22 protein-coding genes, 1 pseudogene and 1 riboswitch are annotated in these 23,581 nt (G+C 65.6%); of the genes and pseudogenes, 18 read left to right on the top strand and 5 right to left on the bottom strand.

Annotation, left to right across the window (positions count from 1 at the left end):
• Nucleotides 1-17: 17 nt before the first annotated feature.
• On the bottom strand, nt 18-1,439 hold the full coding sequence (locus ACIBW7_RS14755; protein WP_397047074.1) for a short-chain fatty acyl-CoA regulator family protein: 1,422 nt from the start codon (nt 1,437-1,439) through the stop codon (nt 18-20).
• Nucleotides 1,440-1,588: 149 nt separating this feature from the next.
• Between ACIBW7_RS14755 and ACIBW7_RS14750 the strand changes: the two genes are divergently transcribed.
• From ACIBW7_RS14750 to ACIBW7_RS14740, 3 genes and pseudogenes are all read left to right on the top strand, one after another.
• Nucleotides 1,589-1,768 (top strand): hypothetical protein, encoded by a 180-nt coding sequence (locus ACIBW7_RS14750; RefSeq protein ID WP_397047093.1) that lies wholly within the window; start codon nt 1,589-1,591, stop codon nt 1,766-1,768.
• Nucleotides 1,741-1,893: pseudogene (locus tag ACIBW7_RS14745) on the top strand (citrate/2-methylcitrate synthase); the annotation flags it as partial. The gene ACIBW7_RS14750 and the pseudogene ACIBW7_RS14745, both read left to right, overlap by 28 nt.
• Nucleotides 1,894-2,022: 129 nt before the next feature.
• Nucleotides 2,023-2,409, top strand: coding sequence for a nuclear transport factor 2 family protein (locus tag ACIBW7_RS14740; RefSeq protein WP_063042885.1), 387 nt, complete (start codon nt 2,023-2,025; stop codon nt 2,407-2,409).
• 446 nt (nt 2,410-2,855) lie between these two features.
• Here the strand turns inward: ACIBW7_RS14740 and metE are convergent, their stop codons facing one another.
• The gene (metE, locus tag ACIBW7_RS14735) at nt 2,856-5,111 is read right to left on the bottom strand and encodes a 5-methyltetrahydropteroyltriglutamate--homocysteine S-methyltransferase (RefSeq protein ID WP_397046755.1); all 2,256 of its coding nucleotides are present in this window, start codon (nt 5,109-5,111) and stop codon (nt 2,856-2,858) included.
• 139 nt (nt 5,112-5,250) lie between these two features.
• Nucleotides 5,251-5,457: riboswitch (cobalamin riboswitch) on the bottom strand.
• Between the two features lie 304 nt (nt 5,458-5,761).
• Here metE and ACIBW7_RS14730 point away from each other — a divergent pair.
• The 3 genes from ACIBW7_RS14730 to coaD are packed head-to-tail and all read left to right on the top strand — an operon-like array spanning nt 5,762 to nt 10,263.
• On the top strand, nt 5,762-9,166 hold the full coding sequence (locus tag ACIBW7_RS14730; RefSeq protein ID WP_397046754.1) for a pyruvate carboxylase: 3,405 nt from the start codon (nt 5,762-5,764) through the stop codon (nt 9,164-9,166).
• Nucleotides 9,163-9,723, top strand: coding sequence for a 16S rRNA (guanine(966)-N(2))-methyltransferase RsmD (gene rsmD, locus ACIBW7_RS14725; protein WP_397046753.1), 561 nt, complete (start codon nt 9,163-9,165; stop codon nt 9,721-9,723). The genes ACIBW7_RS14730 and rsmD overlap by 4 nt, the downstream gene beginning before the upstream one ends.
• 54 nt (nt 9,724-9,777) lie before the next feature.
• Nucleotides 9,778-10,263, top strand: a complete 486-nt coding sequence (gene coaD, locus ACIBW7_RS14720) for a pantetheine-phosphate adenylyltransferase (protein WP_397046752.1) — start codon at nt 9,778-9,780, stop codon at nt 10,261-10,263.
• 58 nt (nt 10,264-10,321) lie between these two features.
• On the opposite strand, the gene ACIBW7_RS14715 is transcribed toward coaD, so the two are convergent.
• On the bottom strand, nt 10,322-10,837 hold the full coding sequence (locus tag ACIBW7_RS14715; RefSeq protein WP_397046751.1) for a GtrA family protein: 516 nt from the start codon (nt 10,835-10,837) through the stop codon (nt 10,322-10,324).
• A 304-nt stretch (nt 10,838-11,141) separates the two neighbouring features.
• On the opposite strand from ACIBW7_RS14715, the gene ACIBW7_RS14710 reads away from it, so the two are divergent.
• The 9 genes from ACIBW7_RS14710 (at nt 11,142) to ACIBW7_RS14670 (ending at nt 18,388) form a co-directional block, all read left to right on the top strand.
• Complete coding sequence (locus ACIBW7_RS14710; protein ID WP_397046750.1) at nt 11,142-11,888, top strand: DivIVA domain-containing protein; 747 nt, start codon at nt 11,142-11,144, stop codon at nt 11,886-11,888.
• 77 nt (nt 11,889-11,965) lie between these two features.
• Nucleotides 11,966-12,595 carry a YceD family protein gene (locus ACIBW7_RS14705; protein WP_397046749.1) on the top strand — a complete coding sequence of 210 codons (630 nt, stop codon included), beginning with the start codon at nt 11,966-11,968 and terminating at the stop codon, nt 12,593-12,595.
• A 54-nt stretch (nt 12,596-12,649) separates the two neighbouring features.
• Nucleotides 12,650-12,832 carry a 50S ribosomal protein L32 gene (rpmF, locus tag ACIBW7_RS14700; protein ID WP_014987105.1) on the top strand — a complete coding sequence of 61 codons (183 nt, stop codon included), beginning with the start codon at nt 12,650-12,652 and terminating at the stop codon, nt 12,830-12,832.
• 22 nt (nt 12,833-12,854) lie between these two features.
• Nucleotides 12,855-13,577, top strand: coding sequence for a ribonuclease III (rnc, locus tag ACIBW7_RS14695; RefSeq protein ID WP_397046748.1), 723 nt, complete (start codon nt 12,855-12,857; stop codon nt 13,575-13,577).
• Between the two features lie 56 nt (nt 13,578-13,633).
• Nucleotides 13,634-14,500 carry a bifunctional DNA-formamidopyrimidine glycosylase/DNA-(apurinic or apyrimidinic site) lyase gene (gene mutM, locus ACIBW7_RS14690; protein ID WP_397046747.1) on the top strand — a complete coding sequence of 289 codons (867 nt, stop codon included), beginning with the start codon at nt 13,634-13,636 and terminating at the stop codon, nt 14,498-14,500.
• 95 nt (nt 14,501-14,595) lie between these two features.
• Entirely contained in the window at nt 14,596-15,177 is a 582-nt protein-coding gene (locus ACIBW7_RS14685) for a dihydrofolate reductase family protein (RefSeq protein ID WP_397046746.1), read from the top strand.
• Nucleotides 15,178-15,182: 5 nt separating this feature from the next.
• On the top strand, nt 15,183-16,244 hold the full coding sequence (locus tag ACIBW7_RS14680) for a PHP domain-containing protein (RefSeq protein WP_397046745.1): 1,062 nt from the start codon (nt 15,183-15,185) through the stop codon (nt 16,242-16,244).
• 103 nt (nt 16,245-16,347) lie between these two features.
• On the top strand, nt 16,348-17,874 hold the full coding sequence (locus ACIBW7_RS14675) for a PstS family phosphate ABC transporter substrate-binding protein (RefSeq protein WP_397046744.1): 1,527 nt from the start codon (nt 16,348-16,350) through the stop codon (nt 17,872-17,874).
• Nucleotides 17,875-17,938: 64 nt separating this feature from the next.
• Nucleotides 17,939-18,388 carry a carboxymuconolactone decarboxylase family protein gene (locus tag ACIBW7_RS14670; RefSeq protein ID WP_397046743.1) on the top strand — a complete coding sequence of 150 codons (450 nt, stop codon included), beginning with the start codon at nt 17,939-17,941 and terminating at the stop codon, nt 18,386-18,388.
• 1 nt (nt 18,389) lies between these two features.
• Here the strand turns inward: ACIBW7_RS14670 and ACIBW7_RS14665 are convergent, their stop codons facing one another.
• Nucleotides 18,390-18,671: a hypothetical protein gene (locus ACIBW7_RS14665; protein ID WP_397046742.1), complete on the bottom strand. Its 282-nt coding sequence runs from the start codon at nt 18,669-18,671 to the stop codon at nt 18,390-18,392.
• Nucleotides 18,672-19,041: 370 nt separating this feature from the next.
• Here ACIBW7_RS14665 and ACIBW7_RS14660 point away from each other — a divergent pair, with 370 nt between their 5' ends.
• From ACIBW7_RS14660 to ACIBW7_RS14650, 3 genes are all read left to right on the top strand, one after another.
• The gene (locus tag ACIBW7_RS14660; RefSeq protein WP_397046741.1) at nt 19,042-20,238 is read left to right on the top strand and encodes a glycosyltransferase family 4 protein; all 1,197 of its coding nucleotides are present in this window, start codon (nt 19,042-19,044) and stop codon (nt 20,236-20,238) included.
• The gene (locus ACIBW7_RS14655) at nt 20,235-22,373 is read left to right on the top strand and encodes a glycogen debranching N-terminal domain-containing protein (RefSeq protein ID WP_397046740.1); all 2,139 of its coding nucleotides are present in this window, start codon (nt 20,235-20,237) and stop codon (nt 22,371-22,373) included. Before ACIBW7_RS14660 ends, ACIBW7_RS14655 begins: the two co-directional genes overlap by 4 nt.
• Before the next feature lie 84 nt (nt 22,374-22,457).
• On the top strand, nt 22,458-22,643 hold the full coding sequence (locus ACIBW7_RS14650) for a hypothetical protein (protein ID WP_397046739.1): 186 nt from the start codon (nt 22,458-22,460) through the stop codon (nt 22,641-22,643).
• A gap of 49 nt (nt 22,644-22,692) precedes the next feature.
• Here ACIBW7_RS14650 and ACIBW7_RS14645 read toward each other — a convergent pair whose 3' ends face one another.
• Entirely contained in the window at nt 22,693-23,580 is an 888-nt protein-coding gene (locus ACIBW7_RS14645; protein WP_397046738.1) for a potassium-transporting ATPase subunit C, read from the bottom strand.
• Nucleotide 23,581: the final 1 nt, after the last annotated feature.

Below are 23,581 nucleotides of genomic sequence, written 5' to 3'. Positions count from 1 at the left end.
TGATCGACTGTCCAGAACTAGCGCAGGACTCGGGGGTAGGGCAGATCCGTGCTGATGTGCTCGGTGACTGCGAGGGGGCTGCCGATCTGAGGGAAGGCGCGCTGCGGACAGGAGGGGCGCTCGCAGACCTTGCAGCCCGCGCCGATCGGCACCGCTGCTGCCGGACTGTCGAGTTGTAGACCGTTCGAATACACCAGCCGGTCGGCGTATTCGATATCGCAACCCAGGCCGATCGCGAAATCCTTTGTCGCCGTGCTGAATCCGTGGGGCCCCGCCAGCGCGGTGCGGGCGATCCAGAGGTAGCGGCGGCCATCGGGCATTGCCGCCATCTGGGTCAGGATGCGACCAGGATTGGCGAAGGCCTCGTGCACCACCCATAGCGGGCAGCTGCCCCCGACCCGGGAGAAATGGAATGCCGTGGCGGACTGGCGTTTCGAGATATTGCCCGCCCGGTCGGTGCGGACGAGGAAGAACGGAACGCCGCGCTGCCCCTGCCGCTGCAGGGTGCTCAACCGGTGGCAGATGGTCTCGAAGCCGACCTCGAAACGCAGACTGAGCAGATCGATGTCGTAGCGCAGTTCCTCGGCCGACCGCAGAAAGCGGCCATACGGCAGCGCCAGTGCGCCCGCGAAGTAATTCGCCAACCCGATCCGCGCCAACGTCCTGGATTCGCCGGTGAGCGACGGTGTTTCGGCGAGTACGGCATCCAGATCCTTGCCGTACAGCAGAAAGCCGAGGGTGGTGGCAATTTGAAATGCGCGCTGCCCGGGACGCAGCCGCCGCGCCAGCGTCAGCGTGCGGCTGTCCGGATCGTAATGCCGTTTCGGGATAGACGGATCCGCGCCGTCACCGCGCACCAGCACGGTGACCCCGGCGCGCTCCTCGGCCACCCTGGCGAGTTGTCGATCGAGGGACCCGATGCTCAGACCGCACTCCTCGAAGAGCTGTTCGGCCGCATGATCGAGTTGCGCGATGTGATTGTGGTGGTCGTAGAAGAAATCCCGCACATCCTCATACGGCATGGGCACGCCGGGTGCGCCCGTCGGCGCGGCCACCCGGGCGGAGAGCAGATCGAGTTGATCTGTCGCCGCGCGCAATCGCCGATGCATCGCGACGACGATCCGGGAGACCTCCGGCAGTCGCGTCGCCAGTTCCTCCACCTCGGTCAGTGGCGCACTGTCACCGCCCGCCGCATCGACGAGTACCTCGTGCAGATCCGAGACCAGCCGGGCATCGGAGTCGGCCGCGAAAAATTGCACGTCGAGGTCGAAGGTGGAGTTGAGCTTCAGCAGCACCGGAATGGTGAGCGGTCGCTGGTCGCGCTCGAGCTGGTTGAGGTAGCTGGGCGATAGATCCAGGGATTTCGCCAGTGCCGCCTGGGTCATCCGCCGTTCCTCGCGCAACCGTCTCAGTCGGGCGCCCGCGTACATCTTGCGCACCGCAAGATGGTAGCCCTCGGAATTCGCAATCATCGCAAAATTGAGGATTCTCGCCCGCAGAAATCTGCTGTTGCAAGGGATTTTGCCGAAGATTAATCCTGCGTAGCGTGCGAAGGAGGGCCGCTGGCCCGTCTGGAACCGGCGGATGGATGAAAACCCACATCGTACGCGCCCGCGCCGCCACCGCGGACCTTCCGCGCACAGAACACTTGGCCATCAGAATTGCCGAGGTCGCCGCCGATCCGGTCGAGGTGACCGCCGAGGTCCGCGCGAGGATCGTGAACCGGATCGTCGACAGCGCATTGTGCGCGCCTTCGAGATTTCGCTGATCCTTTACGTGGAGCACAGTTTCAACGCATCCACCTTCGTCGCGCGTGTGGTCACCTCGACCCGCTCGGATATGTACAGCGCGATCATCGCTGCGATCGAGGGTCCGCTGTACGGCGGTGCCAATGGGTGTCGCAGCGCGAACTGCTGGTTGCGGGCTGATCCTGGCACAACCAAGCGATTGTTTGGTGTAATCGGTGCGATCGAATCGACCGATGTGCCCGATCGTATCGGCGCAAGGAAGCGAGCGAACCGAATGCCGAGCCCCGACGAAATCGTCACCGCCATGTGCCGCAGCTGGGCCGATCCCGACCCGGACCGGATCAGCGCCTTCTTCGCCGAAGACGCCGTCTACCACAACATTCCGATGGAACCCATCAACGGCCGCGCTGCCATCCGCGATTTTATCGCCGGTTTCCTCAGCACCTTCGAATCCATCGAATTCGACGTGCACCACCAGGTCGCCGCCGGAAATATCGTCATGAACGAGCGCACCGATATCTTGCGCGGCCTGGGCAAAGACACCCCGCTGCCGGTAGTGGGCGTCTTCGAGGTCGCCGACGGCGCCATCACCGCCTGGCGCGACTACTTCGATATGGCCGCCATCAATCGCGCCTTCGGAACCGAGCCCGCGGCCGAATAGTCGAGGGAACCGACGGAACCGAATCGGTCGGCCCTGCGTCGAATAGAACATCGGGGGTGATATCTGATGGCGACGTATGAGGAGGGGTTACGCATGGATCGTTGCTCGGAATGTCATACGGCCTGGCGGCGGGGACTGAGCGCACGGTCGCGCCTGCGGCCGATGGTCCGCAACGGTGAAAGTTGTGAGAGGTACACGCCGCGCCGTCGGCTCCGGCCTTTCCCCGGGGCCGAATCTCATTGATATGCAGCCCGATAGCGCGGTGACCAAACCGCGCTATCGGGCTGCGCGGTCTTCGAGCAGGAATATGCGCGGATGCAGTCGATCGCGAGGTCGAGATGTTCGGGTGGGACGGCGTGGCTGCAATTGGAATTGGTTCGCCACACGGCGCGGACCCGGGCGAGCGCGCCCGCCCTCCCATTCGAGAGGGCGAGCGCATTATCCCGCTAGCGCACCGCGGCCGCAGCAGCGACCAGATTGCGCAATGACGCCTCGACCTCGACTGGTCCACGCGTCTTCAATCCGCAGTCCGGATTGACCCAAAGCCGTTCGGCGGGAACGGCCTTCAGTGCGGCGCGCAGGGAGGCGGTGATCTCCTCGACACTCGGCACCCGCGGTGAGTGGATGTCGTACACGCCCGGTCCGACGCCGAGATCGAACCCTGCCGCATTCAGATCGTCGAGCACTTCCATATGCGAGCGCGCCGCCTCGATGGAGGTCACATCGGCATCCAATCCGGCGATCGCATCGATGACCTCACCGAATTCCGAATAGCAGAGATGGGTGTGGATCTGTGTGGCATCCGAGACCCCGGAGGTCGCCAACCGGAAAGCGCCGACCGACCACTCCAGGTACTCGCCCTGATCGGCCGCGCGCAGCGGCAGCAGTTCCCGCAGCGCGGGCTCGTCGACCTGGATGATCCGAATGCCCGCGGCCTGTAGATCGACCGTCTCGTCCCGGATCGCCAGCGCCACTTGACGTGCCGAATCCGCCAACGGTTGGTCATCGCGGACGAACGACCAGGCCAGAATCGTCACTGGGCCGGTCAGCATGCCCTTGACCGGCTTATCGGTCAACGATTGCGCGTAGCCGATCCAATCCACGGTCATCGGCGCGGGCCGCGCCACATCGCCGAACAGAATCGGCGGCCGCACACAACGCGTGCCGTAGGACTGCACCCAGCCCGCGTCGGTGGCGGCGAATCCGTCGAGTTGCTCGGCGAAGTACTGCACCATGTCATTGCGCTCCGGCTCGCCGTGCACCAGTACATCCAGGCCCAGCTTCTCTTGCAACGCAATGACATCCGCGATCTCGGATCGCATCCGCCGCACGTACTCGGCCTGATCGATCGCACCCTTGCGCAATGCCGCGCGTGCCAGTCGGATCGCCGAGGTCTGCGGATACGAGCCGATCGTCGTGGTCGGCAGCGATGGCAGTCGCAGCCGCTCGGCTTGCAATGCCCGTCGCTGTTGCGCGGGTGCCCGCCGGGTTGCATCCGTACCGAGTGTGGCCAGCCGCGCCCGAACCTGCGAATTATCCAACCGAGGATCGCTACGCCTGGTGGCGAGAGCGGTACGGACCGTAGCCAATTCATCGGCGATCGCCTCGGGCCCCGCGCTCAGTGCGGTCGCGAGCAATCGCACCTCGGCGACCTTCTCCGCACCGAAGGCCAACCACGAACGCAGCCGCTCGTCGAGGCTGGTTTCGCTCGCCAAGGTATAGGGCACGTGCAGCAATGAGCAGGAACTCGACACCGCAACGGATTTCGCGCACCCCAGCACCGTGCCGAGCGTCGCCAAAGTCTTTTCCAGATCGGCCCGCCAGACATTTCGACCGTCGACCACTCCGGCCACCAGCAGCTTGTTCGCCAGCGCCGGCACACCGGAGAGATCGGCGTCAACCGTGAAATCCAGTGCGATACCTTCGATTTCGGCCTCGACCAAGGCACTCAACGCCGCACCTGGCTTGCCGAAGTACGTTGCCACCAGCAGCGCGGGGCGATCCGTCGCGGCCGACAGTTCGGCGTAGGTCCGCCGCACGCCTTCGACCTCGTCAGCGGTCAGATCGGTGGCCAGGACCGGCTCGTCGAGTTGTACCCATTCCGCGCCCGCCACGGCCAGCAGCCGCAACAGCTCCCGATAGAGCGGCACCAACTCGTCGAGCCGATCCAGTGCCGCACCGCCGGTCGCCTTCGCCAGCTTCAGGAAGGTGATGGGGCCGACCACCACCGGTCGCGCGGGCACCCCCAGCGCGAGCGCTTCCCGCAGCTCATCCAACACCTTCGATGGATCCAGCGAGAACACCGTCTCCGGACCGATTTCCGGCACCAGATAGTGATAATTGGTATCGAACCATTTGGTCATCTCCAGCGGTTCGACGGTATCGGTGCCGCGTGCGGCGGCGAAATAGCGATCCAGTGGATCGGCGATACCGGCGACCCGGGCCGGCAGCGCGCCGAGCAATACGGCGGTATCGAGCATCTGGTCGTAGTAGGAGAAGGTGCCGACCGGGATGGAATCCATTCCGGCGCTTTGTAATTCGGTCAGCTGGTCGCGTCGCAGATCGCGTGCTGTCGCGTGCAGTTGCTGCGCGTCGATGCGTCCGGCCCAGTAGGACTCGGTGGCGCGCTTGAGCTCACGGTGCGGCCCCACCCGCGGGAGACCGAGAACCGTCGCGGTGAACGGGTTATGCGTAACAGTCACGAATTTCTCCAGTGCTGAGATCGAAGACCATCGCCCTACGAGCTAGCGGAGACCGAATGACGTGCCGGCACACCGATGGAGCCCGACAATCACACGGAGGTCCGCGCGCCCAATCCACGAGGCGGTGGCCGCCGGATACGGCGTATCCGACACGGCTGGCAGGTCTTCGGACTTGCGGGCACGGGCCTTCTGGCCGACCCCGTACGGGGCTCACCTACTGGCCGTCGCTTCCCGGGTGGTTGCCCAGTGCTCGATGACGGCGGTCGTTCCTGCATACCGCTGCGGGACAGTCCCGGATTCTCACCGGGTTCCCTCTCATCCGCGCACCGGTTTCCCGATCCGCGAACTCGACTCCGTAACGCGACGTCGGGGCTCCATCTCGTCTACGCACGGCGAACCAGCTGCGTCAACCAGCATAGGCGGCCGCGCAATCGGATTTCACAGCGCTCGATGCGCAGCGGGTTTGCGAAGTTGTCGCCAGGTGCGTTCGAGTCGCCGGTGGCACCCGACCGCACTTGTGACCGCGACGGACGGTGAGATGTGTCGGTGAGGTGAACACAACTTCGCAACTCTGCTAGGACTCGTTGTGAAGATTCCGCGAAGGGGACTTCCCTGTCAGGCCACGATTCCGGGGCGGGTACCTTAGTTCAATGTTCTCGAAAGTCTTGGTTGCCAACCGTGGCGAGATCGCCATCCGCGCCTTCCGCGCGGCCTACGAACTCGGCATCGGGACAGTCGCCGTCTTCCCGTACGAGGACCGCAACTCGGTCCACCGGTTGAAGGCCGCGGAGTCCTACCAGATCGGCGAAGAAGGGCACCCGGTCCGGGCGTACCTGTCGATAGCGGCGATCATCGAGGCGGCCAAGTCCGCGGGTGCCGACGCCATTTACCCCGGTTACGGCTTCCTGTCCGAGAACCCGGACCTCGCGGCGGCCTGCGCGCGCGAGGGCATCACCTTCATCGGTCCGTCGGCCGAAGTGCTCGAACTGGCTGGTAACAAGGCTCGCGCGATCGAGGCGGCGCGGGCAGCGGGTCTGCCGGTGCTGAAGTCCAGCGCGCCCTCCGCCGAGGTGGACGAACTGCTGGCCGCCTCCGAGGAGCTGGACTATCCGATCTTCGTGAAGGCCGTCGCGGGTGGCGGTGGCCGCGGTATGCGCCGGGTCGCCGATCCCGCACAGCTGCGCGAATCGATCGAGGCCGCGTCCCGCGAGGCGGAGTCGGCCTTCGGTGATCCGACCGTCTTCCTGGAACAGGCCGTGGTAAATCCGCGCCACATCGAGGTGCAGATCCTGGCCGACCAGCACGGCAATGTCATGCACCTGTTCGAGCGCGACTGTTCGGTGCAGCGCCGCCACCAGAAGGTGATCGAGCTCGCACCCGCCCCGAACCTGGATCCCGCACTGCGCGAACGCATCTGCAACGACGCCGTGGCCTTCGCCCGCCAGATCGGCTACAGCTGCGCGGGCACCGTCGAATTCCTGCTCGACGAGCGCGGCAACCATGTCTTCATCGAGATGAACCCGCGCATCCAGGTCGAGCACACGGTGACCGAGGAGATCACCGATGTCGATCTGGTGCAGTCCCAGCTGCGCATCGCGGCGGGGGAGACACTCGAACAACTCGGTCTGAGTCAGGACAAGGTCGCCATTCGTGGTGCTGCCCTGCAGTGCCGGATCACCACCGAGGATCCGGCCAACGGCTTCCGCCCCGACACCGGCCGCATCACCGCATACCGCACCCCCGGCGGCGCGGGCATCCGCCTCGACGGCGGTGCGAACCTGGGCGCGGAGATCGGCGCCTACTTCGACTCGATGCTGGTCAAGCTCACCTGCCGCGGCCGCGATCTGCCCGCCGCCGTGGCCAGGGCGAGTCGCGCACTCGCGGAATTCCGCATCCGCGGCGTCACCACCAATATCCCGTTCTTGCTCGCGGTGCTCGACGATCCGGACTTCAAGGCCGGACGGGTCACCACCTCGTTCATCGATGAGCGCCCACAGCTGCTGACCCTGCGCGGTTCGGCCGACCGCGGCACCAAGATCCTGAACTACCTCGCCGATATCACCGTGAACAAGCCGCACGGCGACCGCCCGACCACGGTGTACCCGCACGACAAGCTGCCTGCCATCGATCTGAGCGTGCCGCCGCCGGACGGTTCCCGTCAGCGGCTGCTGCGCCTGGGCCCGGACGGGTTCGCGCAGGCGCTGCGCGAGCAGAAGGCCGTCGGCGTCACCGACACCACCTTCCGCGACGCACACCAGTCGCTGCTGGCCACCCGCGTGCGCACCAATGGACTGCTCGGCGTCGCCGGACATGTCGCGCGCCTGACACCGGAACTGCTGTCCATCGAGGCATGGGGCGGCGCGACTTACGATGTGGCACTGCGCTTCCTGTTCGAGGACCCGTGGGAGCGGCTGGCCGCACTGCGCGAGGCCGTGCCGAATATCTGTCTGCAGATGCTGCTGCGCGGACGCAATACCGTCGGCTATACGCCGTACCCGGAGCAGGTGACGCGCGCGTTCGTGCAGGAGGCAACCGACACCGGCATCGACATCTTCCGCATCTTCGACGCGCTCAACAATGTCGACCAGATGCGTCCGGCCATCGACGCGGTGCGTGAAACCGGCACGGCCATCGCGGAAGTCGCGATGAGCTACACCGGCGACCTGTCCAACCCGGACGAAAACCTCTACACCCTCGACTACTACCTCAAGCTCGCCGAGCAGATCGTCGACGCGGGCGCGCACGTACTGGCTATCAAGGATATGGCGGGCCTGCTGCGCGCTCCGGCCGCCGCGACCCTGGTCTCCGCGCTGCGCAGCAATTTCGACCTGCCGGTGCATGTGCACACCCACGACACCCCCGGCGGTCAGCTGGCCACCTACCTCGCCGCCTGGCAGGCCGGCGCCGACGCGGTCGACGGCGCGAGTGCCGCCATGGCCGGAACCACCAGTCAGCCAGCGCTTTCCGCGATCGTCGCGGCTGCCGCGCACAGCGAATTCGACACCGGTCTCAACCTGCAGAACGTCTGCGATCTGGAGCCGTACTGGGAGGCGTTGCGAAAGGTGTACGCGCCCTTCGAATCCGGGCTGCCCGCGCCGACCGGCCGGGTGTACACCCACGAAATCCCGGGCGGTCAGCTGTCGAATCTGCGTCAGCAGGCCATCGCACTCGGCCTCGGTGACCGTTTCGAAGAGGTCGAGGCGAAATACGCTGCGGCGGACCGACTTCTGGGCCGCCTGGTAAAGGTCACCCCGTCCTCGAAGGTGGTCGGCGACCTCGCGCTCGCACTGGTCGGCACCGGCGTCGATATCGAAAGCTTCGCCGCCGATCCGGGCCGCTACGACATTCCGGATTCGGTAATCGGTTTCCTCCGGGGCGAACTCGGCAATCCGGCGGGCGGCTGGCCCGAACCGTTCCGCAGCCGCGCACTGGCCGGACGTGGACCGGCCAAGCCGGAGACCCCGCTGACCCCCGCGGACGAGGCCGGACTCGCCGGTTCCTCCGAACTGCGCCGCGCCACGCTCAACCGGCTGCTCTTCCCCGGTCCCACCGCCGAATTCCTCGCGCACCGGGAAAAGTACGGCGACACCATGGGTCTGTCGGCCAACCAGTTCTTCTACGGACTGCGCCGCGGCGACGAACACCGTGTGCAACTGGAGAAGGGCGTCACCCTGCTCATCGGACTGGAGGCCATCTCCGAACCCGATGAGCGCGGTATGCGTACGGTCATGTGCATCATGAACGGCCAATTGCGCCCGGTCGCCGTGCGCGACCGCTCCATCGCCAGCGAGATCCCGGCCGCCGAGAAGGCCGATAAGAACAACGCGGGCCATATCGCCGCCCCGTTCGCCGGTGTGGTGACACTCGCTGTGTCCGAAGGCGATTCGATCGCGGCGGGCGATATCGTCGGCACCATCGAGGCGATGAAGATGGAGGCCGCGATCACCGCGCCGCGGGCCGGCCTCGTCGGCCGGGTCGCGATCGGCAAGGTGCAGCAGGTCGAAGGCGGTGACCTGCTGGTCGAACTGACGGTGCGCGAGTCCGCGGCCGAATGACCCGGATCGTCGCGGGTACCGCGGGCGGGCGGCGGCTACGCGTCCCGCCCGCGGGTACCCGGCCCACCTCCGATCGGGTGCGTGAGGCGCTGTTCAGCGCCCTCGACGCCCGCATCGATTTCGACGGCCTCCGTGTGCTCGACCTCTACGCCGGATCCGGTGCGCTGGGCCTGGAAGCCCTTTCCCGCGGCGCTACCCACGCCATGCTCATCGAATCCGACCGCAAGGCCGCGGCCATCGTGCGTGGCAATATCGCCGACCTCGACCTGCCGGGTGCCGAACTCCGCATCGGGTCCGTCGCCACTGTCCTGGCGGGCGGCGGTGCTGGCAAGTACGACGTGGTCTTCTCCGACCCGCCTTACGATGTCGACACCGCGACGGTCACCGCCGACCTGCGCGCCCTCGCCGAACACGACTGGCTGGCACCGGACGCCCTCGTCGTAGTCGAGCGTTCCATCCGCTCACCCGAGATCGTCTGGCCCGCAGGCTATATCCCCGCGAAGGCGCGCAAATACGGCGAAACCCGCATCGAACTAGCCGAATTCGCCCCGGAGTAACTCCGCCGTCGCGGCATTCGAGGTGAGGGTCCGGCCTCCTGATACCGTCTGTTCATGGCAGGAGCGTTGTGCCCGGGCTCGTTCGACCCGGTGACCAATGGACATATCGACGTCTTCGCGCGGGCCGCGGCTCAGTTCGACGAGGTCGTGGTGACCGTCATGGTCAATCCCAAGAAGCAGGGCATGTTCAGCGTCGAGGAGCGCATGGAGATGCTGCGCGAGGCCACGGCGCACCTGCCCAATGTGCGGGTGGAGTCCTGGCAGGGTCTGCTGGTGGATTTCGCGAAGCAGGAGGGCATCGGCGCGATCGTCAAGGGGCTGCGCGATGCCACCGATTTCGGCTACGAACTGCAGATGGCGCAGATGAACAAGAAGCTCAGCGGCGTCGACACCTTCTTCATCGCCACCAACCCGACCTTCAGCTTCCTGTCCAGCTCACTGGTCAAAGAAGTTGCGACCTACGGCGGCGATGTCACCGACATGCTCCCGCCCGCCGTCCACAAGCGCCTGCTGGATCGCCTCGCCGAACGCAAAGGCTGAACGCCGCCAACGAAATCCGCCCCGGTTCCGAAGAACCGGGGCGGCCTGGTGACAAAGCTCAGAAGACCAACCCGCGCAGGGCGAGGAAGCGCATACCGCCGACCGCGGCAGTGATGGCCAGGACCGCCGCGGCCTGGAACGTACCGCCCATGCCGGGTGCCCACAGCTCGAGCGCGGCCAGTGCGGCGGTGGTGATCCCGAGTCCGACCAGCGCGAGCCCGCCGCCCTCCCACTGTGCGGTGAACCAGCCGACTCGCCCTGCGGCGTGGAAGGTGAGCTGACGGTGCATTTCATTGGCGATCACGGTGCTCACGACCGAGCCCGCGATATTGGCGACCAGGGGGCCGACGCCGTGCATCGCGAAGAAAAGGAGCACGTAGGCGACATTGCTGGAACCGCCGACCAGGGCGAAGCGGATCAGCTGAGCCAGCGCGCGGTCGCCCCGCAGATACTGCATCAACTGGCCGAACCGAGCGGCCGTCCCCGGCTGCAGCGCGGGGTAGGGCCCCGCCCACGGCGTGTACAGGCTGCTTGTCGGCAGAACCGCCGTCCGCGGTAGTTCCAGTACGGTCATTGTCTTTCCGATCCCACACGAGCCTTCGGTACGGACAACCGCGATGGTCATCGCAATCCGCCCGGTCGGCCTCCTCTAACCCCACAGTCCCGGTCAGGGCCTGCGATCCACTTAAGAAGATCTTGTTGCGACCTTCCCGATAAATGTAACACCAAGTGGAGACATATCCTCCACTTGTTTTTGTGGCGTACGAGACACCTACACGACACACCGGTGGGTGACTCGGCACGAGCCGTGACGAGGGGCACACTGGGCTGACGGCGGAAAGTTTCGCCGTAGGTCTGCACGAGAGTGGGGTAGGAGCATGTATCGCGTATTCGAAGCTCTCGACGAGCTGGTCGCCATCGTCGAAGAAGCGCGCGGCATCCCGCCGACCCGCAGCTGCATCGTGCCGCGCGGTGACGTGCTCGAACTGCTCGACGACGTGCGCGATGCACTGCCCGGCGAACTCGACGACGCCCAGGATGTGCTCGATCATCGCGACAAGATCGTCTCCGACGCCCGCACCACCGCCGAGACGACCGTGACCACCGCCAACGACCAGGCGCATCAGACCATCGGATCGGCCCGCGAGGAGGCCGACCGGATTCTCGCCGACGCCAAGGCACATGCCGACCGCATGGTCGCCGAGGCCGGCGCGCACGCCGACCACCTGGTGAATACCGCACAGGCCGAGGCCGACCGCATCGTCGCCGACGGCAATGCCGAATTCGAGGCCGTCACCGGTCGGGCCCGCATCGAATCCGAGCGAATGATCGAGGCCGGCAAGGCCTCCTACGACCGCTCGGTCGCCGAGGGCGAGGCCGAGCGCGACCGCTTGGTCACGCAGACCGAAGTGGTGCGTGCCGCGCATGCCGAATCGGCCCGGTTGATCGACGGAGCGAACGAAGAGGCCGATCGGATGCGCGACGAATGCGACCACTACGTCGACAGCAGGCTCGCCGACTTCGAGGAGACCCTCAACTCCACCCTGCGGACCGTGCGCGGCGGACGTCACCAACTGCGCTCCGGTGCGGGCGCTCCGGATTACGCGGCCGACTATCGTCGCTGACGGTTTGGGTCCGCACCGGGCCCTCGCGTATTGTGGAGTGGTTGCCCATTTCCCCTCGAATGTGAAGTGAGTTCGTGATGTCCGCCGGTTCCGGTCCCACTTCGCGTCCCCGCACGGCCTCGCGCCGCACGCCGGACGCGGGTTTCGTGCTGGATGTCATCAGCCTGGGCCGTCGCCCCGGCACGATGAAAGAGCTGCATCGCGTGGTCACCACCGACGAGCGGATCGGGCTGGACCTTATCGCCATTCCGGTCGGCGCCGAGGTGGACCTCGATCTGCAGTTGCAGGCGGTGTCCGAGGGTGTGCTCGTCACCGGGACGGTCGCCGCGTCCACGGCGGGGGAATGCTCGCGCTGCCTGGAACCGTTCACCGGCGCGGTGGAGATTCGGCTCACCGAACTGTTCGCCTATCCGGACAGTGCCACCGAGCAGACCACCGAGGACGACGAGATCTACCGCATCGTGGACGACACGATCGACCTGGAACCGGTGATCACGGACCAGATCGGCCTGGAGTTGCCACTGCAGCCGCTGTGCACTCCGGACTGTGCGGGCCTGTGCCCGGAATGCGGTGTCCGGATGGCGATTGCGGGATCCGGCCATGGGCATGAGATACTTGACCCTCGCTGGGCCGGGTTGGCGAAGTTCGCCGCCGAGTCGCCCGGCAATGGCAGCCCCGATTCGGGTGCAACCAACACAGACCATTAAGACCGAGACAGTGCTGCCGTACCGGCAAGCAATAGGACAAGAGGAGAAGTAGTCGTGGCCGTTCCCAAGCGCCGGATGTCCCGTTCCAACACCAGGTCGCGGCGCAGCCAGTGGAAGGCCACCGCGCCGACCCTGATCACGTGCCCGAACCGCGCCTGCGGCGAGAAGACGCTGCCGCATATCGCATGCCCCTCCTGCGGCACCTACAAGGGCCGTCAGGTCACCGCTGCTGTCTGATCGTTCGACCTGTCGTATCGACGTGACCGCCAGTAAGGACGAATCCGGCGCGTCCGGTGAACATGCGAGCCTGCTCGCGGCGCTCGGCGTCGACGTGCGGGCCGATCTGCTGCGGCTGGCGCTGACGCACCGGTCATACGCGTACGAGAACGGCGGACTGCCGACCAACGAGCGTCTGGAATTCCTCGGCGACTCGGTCCTCGGTCTGAGCATCACCGAGCGGCTCTACCACGAGCACCCGGACAAGTCCGAGGGCGAACTGGCAAAGCTGCGGGCGAGCGTGGTGAATATGCACGCGCTCGCCGAGGTGGCGCGCGGGCTCGGCGCGGGCGGGCTCGGCGTGCACCTGCTGCTCGGTAAGGGCGAAGAGCTCACCGGCGGCCGGGATAAGCCGAGCATTCTCGCCGACGGTATGGAGTCGCTGCTCGGCGCGGTCCATCTCGAGCACGGTATCGATGTCGCGCGCGAGGTGGTGCTGCGGCTGTTCGCCGATCTGCTCGAGCGCGGCCCGCGGATGGGCGCCGGACTCGACTGGAAGACCAGCCTGCAGGAGCTCACCGCCGAACGCGGCCTCGGCGTGCCCAGCTACGAGATCACCTCGACAGGTCCCGACCACGACAAGGAATTCACCGCGACCACCGTGATCGGCGGTCGTCCGTACGGTCAGGGCGTCGGCCGCTCCAAGAAGGAAGCCGAGCAGAAGGCTGCGGGCGCCGCCTATCAGGCGCTGACCGACAGCATCTGATTTGCGGCACCGCGAACGGCGCTCGTAAGACTCGCGCGTGGTCGATAGGAGTGTTGATGCCTGAGCTCCCCGAGGTCGAGGTCGTCCGGCGCGGACTCGCCGCACATGTTGTCGGGCGGGTGGTCGAATCCGTCACGGTGAGCCATCCCAGGTCGGTGCGCCGCCATCTCGAAGGAGCCGACGATCTGACGGCTCGGATGAAGGGGCTGCGAGTTGCCGCCGCCGAGCGGCGCGGCAAATATCTGTGGCTCACCTTCGACGATCCGGACACCTCGCTGGTGGTTCATCTCGGCATGAGCGGGCAGATGCTGGTGCAGCCCGCCGATGCTCCGGTGGAGAAGCACGCGCATATCCTTGCGACCCTCGACGACGGTGCGCAATTGCGCTTCGTGGATCAACGCACCTTCGGCGGCTGGGCACTCGCGCCGCTGGTCGAGGTCGACGGCACCTTGGTGCCCGAGCCTGTCGCGCATATCGCCCGGGATCCGCTCGACCCGCGCTACGACCCCGAGGTCGTGGTGGCCGCGGTGCGCGCCAAACAGACCGAGATCAAGCGGGTGCTGCTGGATCAGACCGTGATCTCCGGCGTCGGCAATATCTATGCCGACGAATCCCTGTGGCGGGCGAAGATCCATGGCAACCGGCTCGCGTCCGGGCTGACCAGACCCGCCGTGCGCACCCTGCTCACCGAGGTCGGCGCGGTGATGGGGGAGGCGCTGGCGGCCGGCGGCACCTCGTTCGACGCGCTGTACGTCAACGTCAACGGCCAATCCGGCTACTTCGAACGCTCGCTCGCGGTCTACGGCCGCCAGGATGAACCCTGCCGCCGCTGCGGTGCTCCGATTCTGCGTGAGAAGTTCATGAATCGTTCTTCCTACTCCTGTCCGCGCTGCCAACCGAAGGCCCGTCGCCGCTTCCCGTAGCGACTGCCTGCAGGTCGCTCGAAAAGATCGGGGTCGGCGAGCTACGGTTCTCTTGGACGGTTCGCCGAAGCTGACCGGCAGTGGAGGAAGGACATATGCGCAAGCTCACCTACTACGTCGCGTCGACTATCGACGGGTTCATCGCCACCGAGGAGGGGTCGGTCGACTTCTTCCCGGTCGGTGGCGATCACGGCCCGGCGATCACCGCGCAGTACCCCGAGACCCTGCCGACGAAGGTGCGGGAGGCCCTCGGCATCGATAAGCGCAACCGATACTTCGACACCGTGCTGATGGGTCGCAAGACCCACGATTTCGGCGTACGGACCGGAACCTCCAGCCCGTATTCGCATCTGCGTCAATTCGTCGTATCGACGACGCTGCCGGAGAGCCCGGATCCTTCGGTGGAGCTGATCTCGGCCGATCCGCTCGCCACCGTGCGAGAGTTGAAGCGGGACAACGGGCTCGGGATCTGGCTGTGCGGCGGCGGGGAATTGGCGCAGGAGTTGCTGCCGGAGATCGATCAGATCTTCCTGAAGCTGTACCCGGTCGTACTCGGCCGCGGCCGCGCGCTGTTCGGTTCCGGCCCGCGCCTGCCCGAGGCGGCCCGCTTCCGGGTGATCACCAGCCGGGTATTCGAGGACGGCGTCGCCTTCGTAAAGTACAGCCGGATTCGATAACCGCTGTGGCGGAAGACGATTCGATCGTCGCTCCGGATCCGGGGAACGCTCCGGGTCCGGTCGAGGCGCTGCGCGAGATCGGCTTCTGGCTGGAACGCGCACGGGCACAAACACATCGAGTGAAGGCGTACCGGCGGGCCGCCGATATCGTGGCCCAGCTGTCCGAGGGCGAGCAGGCGACCCATCGCGCTGCGCACAGCTGGCAAGAACTCGCGGGGATCGGTCCGAAGACCGCCGCCGTCATCGAACAGGCGTATTCCGGTGCGGTACCGGAGTATTTGAGCGAACTCCGCAAGGCCGCGCAGCCCATCGGGGCACCGGGCAAACCCATGCGGGCCCAGCTGCGCGGCGATCTGCACACCCACTCCGACTGGTCCGACGGCGGCAGTCCGATCGCCGAGATGATGGGCATCGCCGCCGCACTCGGCCACCAATACTGTGCGCTGACCGATCATTCGCCGCGGTTGACCGTCGCCAACGGGCTTTCTGCGGACCGGTTGCGGCGGCAGCTGGATGTGGTCGCGGAGCTGAACGAACGAGTCGCGCCGTTCCGGATTCTCACCGGGATCGAGGTGGACATCCTCGATGACGGGACCCTCGATCAGCAGGGCGATCTGCTCGCCGAACTCGATATCGTTGTGGCCAGCGTACATTCGCATCTGCGTGCCGACAGCGAGACGATGACCAAGCGCATGGTGTACGCGGTGGCGAATCCGAATGTGGATGTGCTGGGCCACTGCACTGGCAGACTGATCGCGGGGGAGCGGGGTCTGCGGCCGGAGTCGAGTTTCGATGCCGAGCTCGTCTTCGAGGCGTGCCGGAGTTACGGCACGGCGGTGGAGATCAACAGTCGTCCCGAGCGGCTCGATCCGCCGTCGCGATTGCTGCAGATGGCGGTCGAAATGGGTTGCTATTTCTCGATCGATACCGATGCGCATGCCCCTGGTCAGTTGGACTGGCTGGGTTACGGCTGCGAGCGCGCCGTCGCGAATGGTGTTGCGGCGGACCGGGTTATCAACACGTGGTCGGCGGAGCAGCTGCTCGCCTGGACGAATTCGGCAGGTTGACCGCCGGGTTAACTGTTGCCGAACACTGGTGCGGGATCTGGGAGGATGCCCGATGACGTTCAAGAATGGTTGACACATAGATCTCTTGGGGGTGGCGGCGCCGGTGGGTGGATTTCCGATCGAAATCGTGCTCGGACTCATCGGCATCGCGGTGCCGATCGTCGCATTCCTGTGGGAGTTCGTATTCGTCGGACGCAAGGAAATCGGCTACCGCGTACAGATGGATACGCCGGTCACCGGTGAGATCGAATCGGTCTTTCCCGGTGTGCTGCCGCAGCTGCGCCCCGCGCAAGATGGTGCGAGTCCGCCGCTGAAGGATCTGTCGGTCGTCTTGGTCCGCATCGAAAACAGCGGCGCGACACCGATCGACACGCACGACTACCGGGCGCCCGAGGCGGGCCAGGTCGGCCTGCATCTGAACTTTTCGCAGCGCCGGATCATCGGCATGGCGGTGACCGAGCTGAGTGACCAGGGTCTGGCCGATTCGCTGGGCCGTGATTCGGGTATCGCGGTTCGCGAGGACACGGGAGGGCATATCGGTGCCATCGATCTGCCGAGGGTTCCGCTCAATCGCGGCGAGCACTACAAGATCCTGGCCATCCTGCAACGTTCGCAGGGCGCGGGGGAGTATCCGGCTCCGGTGCTGAACGGCGGGATCAAGGGTGGGCGGATCATCGAAACCCAGAGTCGCACCGGCATTTCGCGAGTGATGGTGGCGCTCACGGCCTTTCTGGTCGTGGTGATAGTCGTCCAGCTCGTGGTCTCCTTGCTGGCACCCGAGCCGACGCCATTGGATTGTGCCGCAGGCAAACTCACGGTGGTCGGCTCGTCGGCCTTTGAACCCGTCATTCGCGATGCGGCCGCACAGTACGGGAAGCGCTGCACCGGAGCGGAATTCACCTTCGGTTTCGAGGGCACCGAACGCGGTCTCGACCGGCTTGCCGAGGAGGGCAAGGACGATCCCGATCTGCTCACGATCAGCGATGGCCCGAAAGGTAATGGCTACCAACCCCTGCTGGATCGTCCGCTGGCGCTGTCACTGTTCACCATGATCGTGCACAAGGATGCCGGCGTCACCAATCTTTCTGTCGCACAGATCCAGGATCTGTATCAGGGCCGCGTCACCAACTGGCGCGATGTCGGCGGTGCCGACCTGCCCGTCGTACTGGTCAATCGGATACCGGGATCGGGCACCCGAAATACGTTGGAGCGCCGGGTACTCGGCGGTCCGCAGCCCGATCGGCCGCATGTCAGCTGTGTCGCGATCAAGGATGGCGCGCCCGCGACGGCCAGATATTGCGATGTGCAGGTCACCAAGGATATGCAGAAGGCTGTCGGCGACATCCCGGGCGCGATCGGTTACAGCGAGTTCTCCGAGGCGGTCAAGGCGGGAGCCACGACCCTCACCATCAATGGCGTAACACCGGGTCGTGACGCCGCCGTCAACCGCAGCTATCCGTTCTGGGGCGTCGAATACGCCTACAGCTACGGCGAACTTCCCGGCGATTCGCTCGGCGCGAGCTTCCTGCACTTCCTGACCGATCTGACCGGCAAGGATGTGCTGCGCGAGCATGGCAACGAACCGTGCGGTGAGCTGCCCGATCGGGCCCGCTGCCTGCCGTCTTCGTGACGTTGTCACAGATTCGGCGGCTATCTCGTCTACTCGGGTAAGCGATTTCGAGAGAGGACGACCCATGTCACGCATGCAACTCGCCGAGGTGGCGCCCGAGATCTACCAGGCCTGGTACGCCGCAGAACAGGCGATCCGCCGCGGGCCACTGGATTCGACGGTGCGCGAGCTGGTGAAGATCCGCGTTTCCCAAATGAACGGCTGCCTGTTCTGCATCGATATGCACACCACCGACGCGCGGATGGCGGGCGAGACCGAACAGCGGATCTACTACCTCAATGCCTGGCGCGAGTCGGTGAAGTTCACCGAGGCCGAACGAGCCGCCCTCGCTTACGCGGAGGCGGTCACCCGACTCGGTGAACACGGTGTCAGCGATGAGATCTGGGCCGAGGTGGAGAAGAACTTCGAGGACGGCGCGCGGGCCGGTCTGGTCGCGGTCACCGCGATGATCAACCTGTGGAACCGGATCGGGGTGCCGCTGCGCATGCAGCCCGCCTCGGCGGCCGAGTCGTGAGTCAGTCCGTCGAGGGCATGATCGGTCTGCTGAAGTAATCCTCGACCGGGACCGGACCGGTGTAGCGTCGGCAACCGCACTGCACCCATACGGGCCCGCCGTACGTCTTGCGGACCACCTCGGCATGGCAGGTGCCCGCCTCCGGATCGTGTAGCGCCAAGTCGTGGCTGCAGCCGCACCGGGCGGCTGCGGGACGCGCAGGCGGGCGCCTGACGAACCGGCCGACGGCCCAGCCGACACCGGCGATTCCGGCCCCGACGGCAAGAGTGATGGGATCGAACATATGCATATTATATGTATGCGTATAACGAGGCGGTAGGGCAATCGAACACCGGATTCGTTTGCTTGCCCGGGCTAACTCCGAACCGTCGATAGTCGGGTAAGTCCCCTTGATTTCAAAGCCGGATAATAGGCCATTTCATCCCAAATGCTGAGATTTCACACCGACTGCGTGGTTTGAACAACCAGAAATAAGGTACGTCTGTGTGCGGCCCCCCTGTTCATGCCAATCGGCGTGACCAGGCCAACCAAGCCTTCATGGACGGCGGTGCAGGCTCCAGTCTTCACCTCCGCCGCGGCGGCCAACACGTTCGGCGCCCAGCGCACCGAAGTGCTGGGTGGATGTGCACAAGGTTGTCCCTGGAAGGATGGTCATGAGCGCAGGTCTGATCGCGCCGAATTCGGCGCCCATTGCCGCTTCGGATTTGCTGTCTACCGATCACGTCGGCGAACGATTCCGCATTGCGATGGTTGTTCCGCCCTACTTCGACGTACCGCCGAAGGCCTATGGCGGAGTCGAGGCCGTAGTCGCCGATTTGGTCGACGCATTGGTCGCACGCGGGCACGACGTGACATTGTTCGGCGCCGGTGAACCCGGCACCACGGCGAAATTCGTTCCGGTGTGGGATCGCGCATTACCCGAACGGCTCGGTGAGCCGTTTCCCGAGGTCGTGCACGCTCTGAAGGTGCGAAGGGCGATCGAAGAGGTCGCCGCCACCTCCGGCTTGGATCTGGTGCACGACCACACCTTTGCCGGACCACTGAATGCCCCGGCGTATATGGGCTTGGGTTTACCAACAGTGGTGACCGTGCACGGGCCGGTCGACGAGGGCGACTGCTATCACTACTACCGCGAATTGGGTCAGGAAGTATCGCTGGTCGCCATCAGTGATCGGCAGCGCGAATTGGCGCCCGATCTGAATTGGGTTGGTCGCGTACACAATGCGCTGCATGTCGACCAGTGGCCGTACCAAACCGAAAAAGGCGACTACGCACTGTTTCTCGGCCGTTTCACCGCAACCAAGGGAACGCATCTGGCACTGGAAGCCGCGCACGAGGCCGGTATTCCCTTGGTACTCGCGGGTAAGTGCAGTGAGGCCCCTGAGCGGGCGTATTTCGAAAAAAAGGTGCGCCCACTGATCACCGAGCGGGATCACCTTTTCGGAATGGCGGATGCCTCGGCCAAGCGCAAACTGCTCGCGGGTGCGCGCTGCCTGCTGTTCCCGATCGACTGGGAGGAGCCGTTCGGCATGGTGATGATCGAGGCGATGGTCTGCGGCACACCGGTGGTCGCACTGCGCGGCGGTGCGGTTGCCGAGGTCATCGTCGACGGTGTGACCGGCCGGATCTGTGACGATCCCGCCGAGTTGCCCGCCGCGATCGCCGAGGTGAGCACCTACGATCCGGCCGCGTGCCGTGCGCACGTCGAGGCGAACTTCGGCGCGGGCACGCTCGGGCGCGGCTATGAGCAGGTCTATCACCAGCTCCTGCGTTCGCGGCGCCATGCGCGCGCGGCACTGCTGCTCGATAAGACGGTGCCGGTCCGTATTCCCGCCAGCGAACGAGTATGACCGCAGACGCAGGCGCCGCGTCGAATCCCGCACCGCTGAATTCCGGTGAGCCGACCGGTCTCGGCGGTTGCGGCAGTTCGGTGACCTTGGTCGAGGGCGGTACCTTCTGCCTGTCGAATCGGCTCGGCGATGTCGAACCGGGACATCCGCACGGGTTGTTCTTCCGCGACGCCCGCGTCATCTCCCGCTGGGAACTGCTGGTGGACGGCAAACCCGCCGAATCGCTGTCGGTGCTCAGCCCGGAGGCGTTCGCCGCCAGATTCGTGCTGCGCCGGCCACCGCACGCCGGACAGGCCGACAGCACCCTGCTCTTGGTGCGCGAACGCCTCATCGCCGATGGCATGCACGAGATTCTGACCCTGGAGAATATGGGCCAGGAGCCCACCGCGGTCACCTTGGAATTGCATGTCGACGCGGATTTCGTCGATCTGTTCGCGGTCAAGGAGGGCCGCGTGGCTCGAGGCAGGGCCGAGGTCACTGTGGCCGAAGGCGAGTTGCTGCTACACGATCGCACCGATCGGATGCGCGGGCTCACGGTTTCGGCGACCGTTGAGCCCGCTGTTCTGCCCGGCACACTGCTCTGGCGGGTGGTCGTACTGCCCGGCGAACGCTGGCAGACCGAAATCGTGGCCCAGCCGACCCTCGGCAATCAGCGCGTCCAGGCGCCATTGGCGCCGGGGGAGCACCATGGGCTCAGCGCACCGAGCCGCAAGATGGCGGCGTGGCGACACACCGCGACGAAGATCACCTCCGCGGATCCGGTGCTCACCCAGGTGCTTCAGCGTTCGGAAAGCGACTTGGGCGCGTTGCAGATTCACGACGAATCCGGCGAGGGTCGCCCGTTCGTGGCCGCGGGTGCGCCCTGGTTCATGACCCTGTTCGGCCGCGACAGTCTGCTCACCGCGTGGATGGCGCTGCCTTTGGAAGTGGATCTCGCGCTGGGCACACTGCAGCAGTTGGCCGAATCGCAAGGGCAGTGCATCGATCCGATCACCGAGGAGGAGCCGGGGCGGATCATGCACGAAATGCGGCGTGGCCCCGCGAGCGGACATGTGCTCGGTGGCAGTACCTATTACGGAACCGCCGATGCCACACCGCTTTTCATCATGTTGCTGGCGGAATGTCATCGGTGGGGTGCGGATTCGGAGGTGATCAGGGAACTGCTGCCCGCCGCCGATGCCGCGGTGCGGTGGATCACCGATTACGGCGATCGTGACGGCGACGGCTTCGTCGAATATCGCCGTGCCACCGATCGCGGCCTGATCAATCAGGGTTGGAAGGACAGTTTCGACGGAATCAACGATGCCGCAGGACATCTCGCGGAGGCGCCGATCGCGCTGTGCGAGGTGCAGAGCTATGCGTATGCCGCATTGCTGTCCCGCGCGGAGTTGGCCGAGGCCTTCGACGATCAGCGTGAGGCGACTCGGCTGCGTGAGCGGGCCGCCGAACTGCGCGGCAAATTCGCCGAGCAGTTCTGGCTGCCGCAGCAGGGTTGGTACGCGGTCGCGCTCGACGGCCGCAAACGACAAGTCGATGCGCTGACAAGCAATGTGGCGCACTGTCTTTGGACCGGCATAGCCAGTGACGAGCACGCCGCCGAAATGGTCGAGCGGCTCTCCGGTCCCGAAATGGACACCGGCTTCGGGCTGCGCACCCTCGCCTCGTCGATGGGCGCCTACAACCCGATGAGCTATCACTGCGGATCGGTCTGGCCGCACGATACCGCGATCGCCGTCGCGGGCCTGCTGCGCTACCGGCAGGTGCCGGGCGCGGTCGAGCTCGCCACCCGGCTGGCGGGCGGATTACTCGATGCGGCGGCATCTTTCGGTGGTCGGCTACCCGAGTTGTTCTGCGGATTCCCGCGCGATCAGTTCGCGGTTCCGGTCCCGTATCCCACCTCCTGTTCACCGCAGGCGTGGGCCAGCGCGGCACCGCTATTGCTGGTGCGCTCATTCCTCGGACTGGATCCGGCCGCGCCGTCGCGCACGCTCACCGTCAGACCGCAACTGCCGCCGCAGTGGGGCACGGTTACGCTGAGCGATCTGCGATTGGGTTCGGCGACCGTGGATCTCGAGGCCGAGGGCGATCAGGTCACCACGGTGCGGCTGCCCGATGATTGGCAGATCACGCGATGAACGGCGCCGGATCGGGTAATCCACCACAAATGCAAGGACATTGGTTCGCTTCTCCACTGAATACCAACAGGCTGGAGGCGCACAATGCAGACATCACTGGATCGCCGGGATCTGTGGAGCACTCAGCACCGTGATTGCAGTGCCGAGCCGACGGATCTCGATCTGGACCTGGCGCGTTTCATCTGCAGTACGCACGCGGGTCATGGTCCGGACTGTCGCCAGTATCTCGCCGCGTCGGCGTATTGCTTCGCCTGCGTCGAGGACAACTGAACGAATCGGCCGAGCGCCCATTCCCGTTCGGGAATGAGCGCTCGGTTCGCTAGCCGTGCAACGGGTACCGCGTGTCGAGATCGAGATTCAGCTCGACCACATTCACACGCGGTTCGCCGAGGAAGCCTAGAGTCCGGCCGTCGGTGTGCGCGTCGACGAGTGCGCGTACCTGATCCTCGGAGATAGTGCGGGCCTTGGCGATTCGCGCGACCTGGATTTCCGCGTACTGCGGTGAGATATGCGGGTCCAGACCGCTGCCGCTGGCGGTGACCGCGTCGGTGGGGACCGGGGTGTCGGTGGAGGCGTCGCCGATGATCGGGACGATCCGGCCGATCGAGTAGTCCTCGCCGGGCTTGGCGCATTCGACCTGGACACCGTTGTAGGTGTCCAGGAAGGGCTTTGCCGGGCAGGCCTCGTTGACGCTCACGACCTGCACCGGATGCGAAACCGCACCGTCGCCGTCGCGCGGTCCGATCACCGAAAGTACCGCGCCGACACCGTCTTTGGTGCAGAACGGACGGCTGCCGTCGACCCCCTCACGGTCGCCGACCTCCTTGCTTCGTGCGCAGATCGTCGAGAGCAGGCTCAGTTTCACAGTGGCCGGATCGGCGTCGAGGGTGTCGACGATGCTCTCCGGGCCGAGGTTGGACGCGGCGGTGGACAGCGGATCGTAACCGTCGCCCGCCGCCGACGGACGGCTCTGGAAGTACTGCACCAGTGCTTTTCCGTCCTTATCGGTGAAGGACTGCCCGATCAGGCTGGAGCCGACGACCTTGCCGTCCACCGTGACCAGCGAGCCCTCGGCCTTGTCGTGTAGGCCCGGAATCTGGGCGACCGCGAAAACCGCCAGCGGATAGACGATTCCGGTGATCGCGGTGAGCACCAGCAGCGCACGTAACGCGGCCAGATGCTGCCGGATCCAAGTTGATATACGCATA

The sequence above is a fragment of the Nocardia sp. NPDC049526 genome, from assembly GCF_044465765.1.
Classification (GTDB): domain Bacteria; phylum Actinomycetota; class Actinomycetes; order Mycobacteriales; family Mycobacteriaceae; genus Nocardia.
Note: the sequence above shows the minus strand (reverse complement) of the source record. Positions and strands in the feature narration are given on the sequence as shown.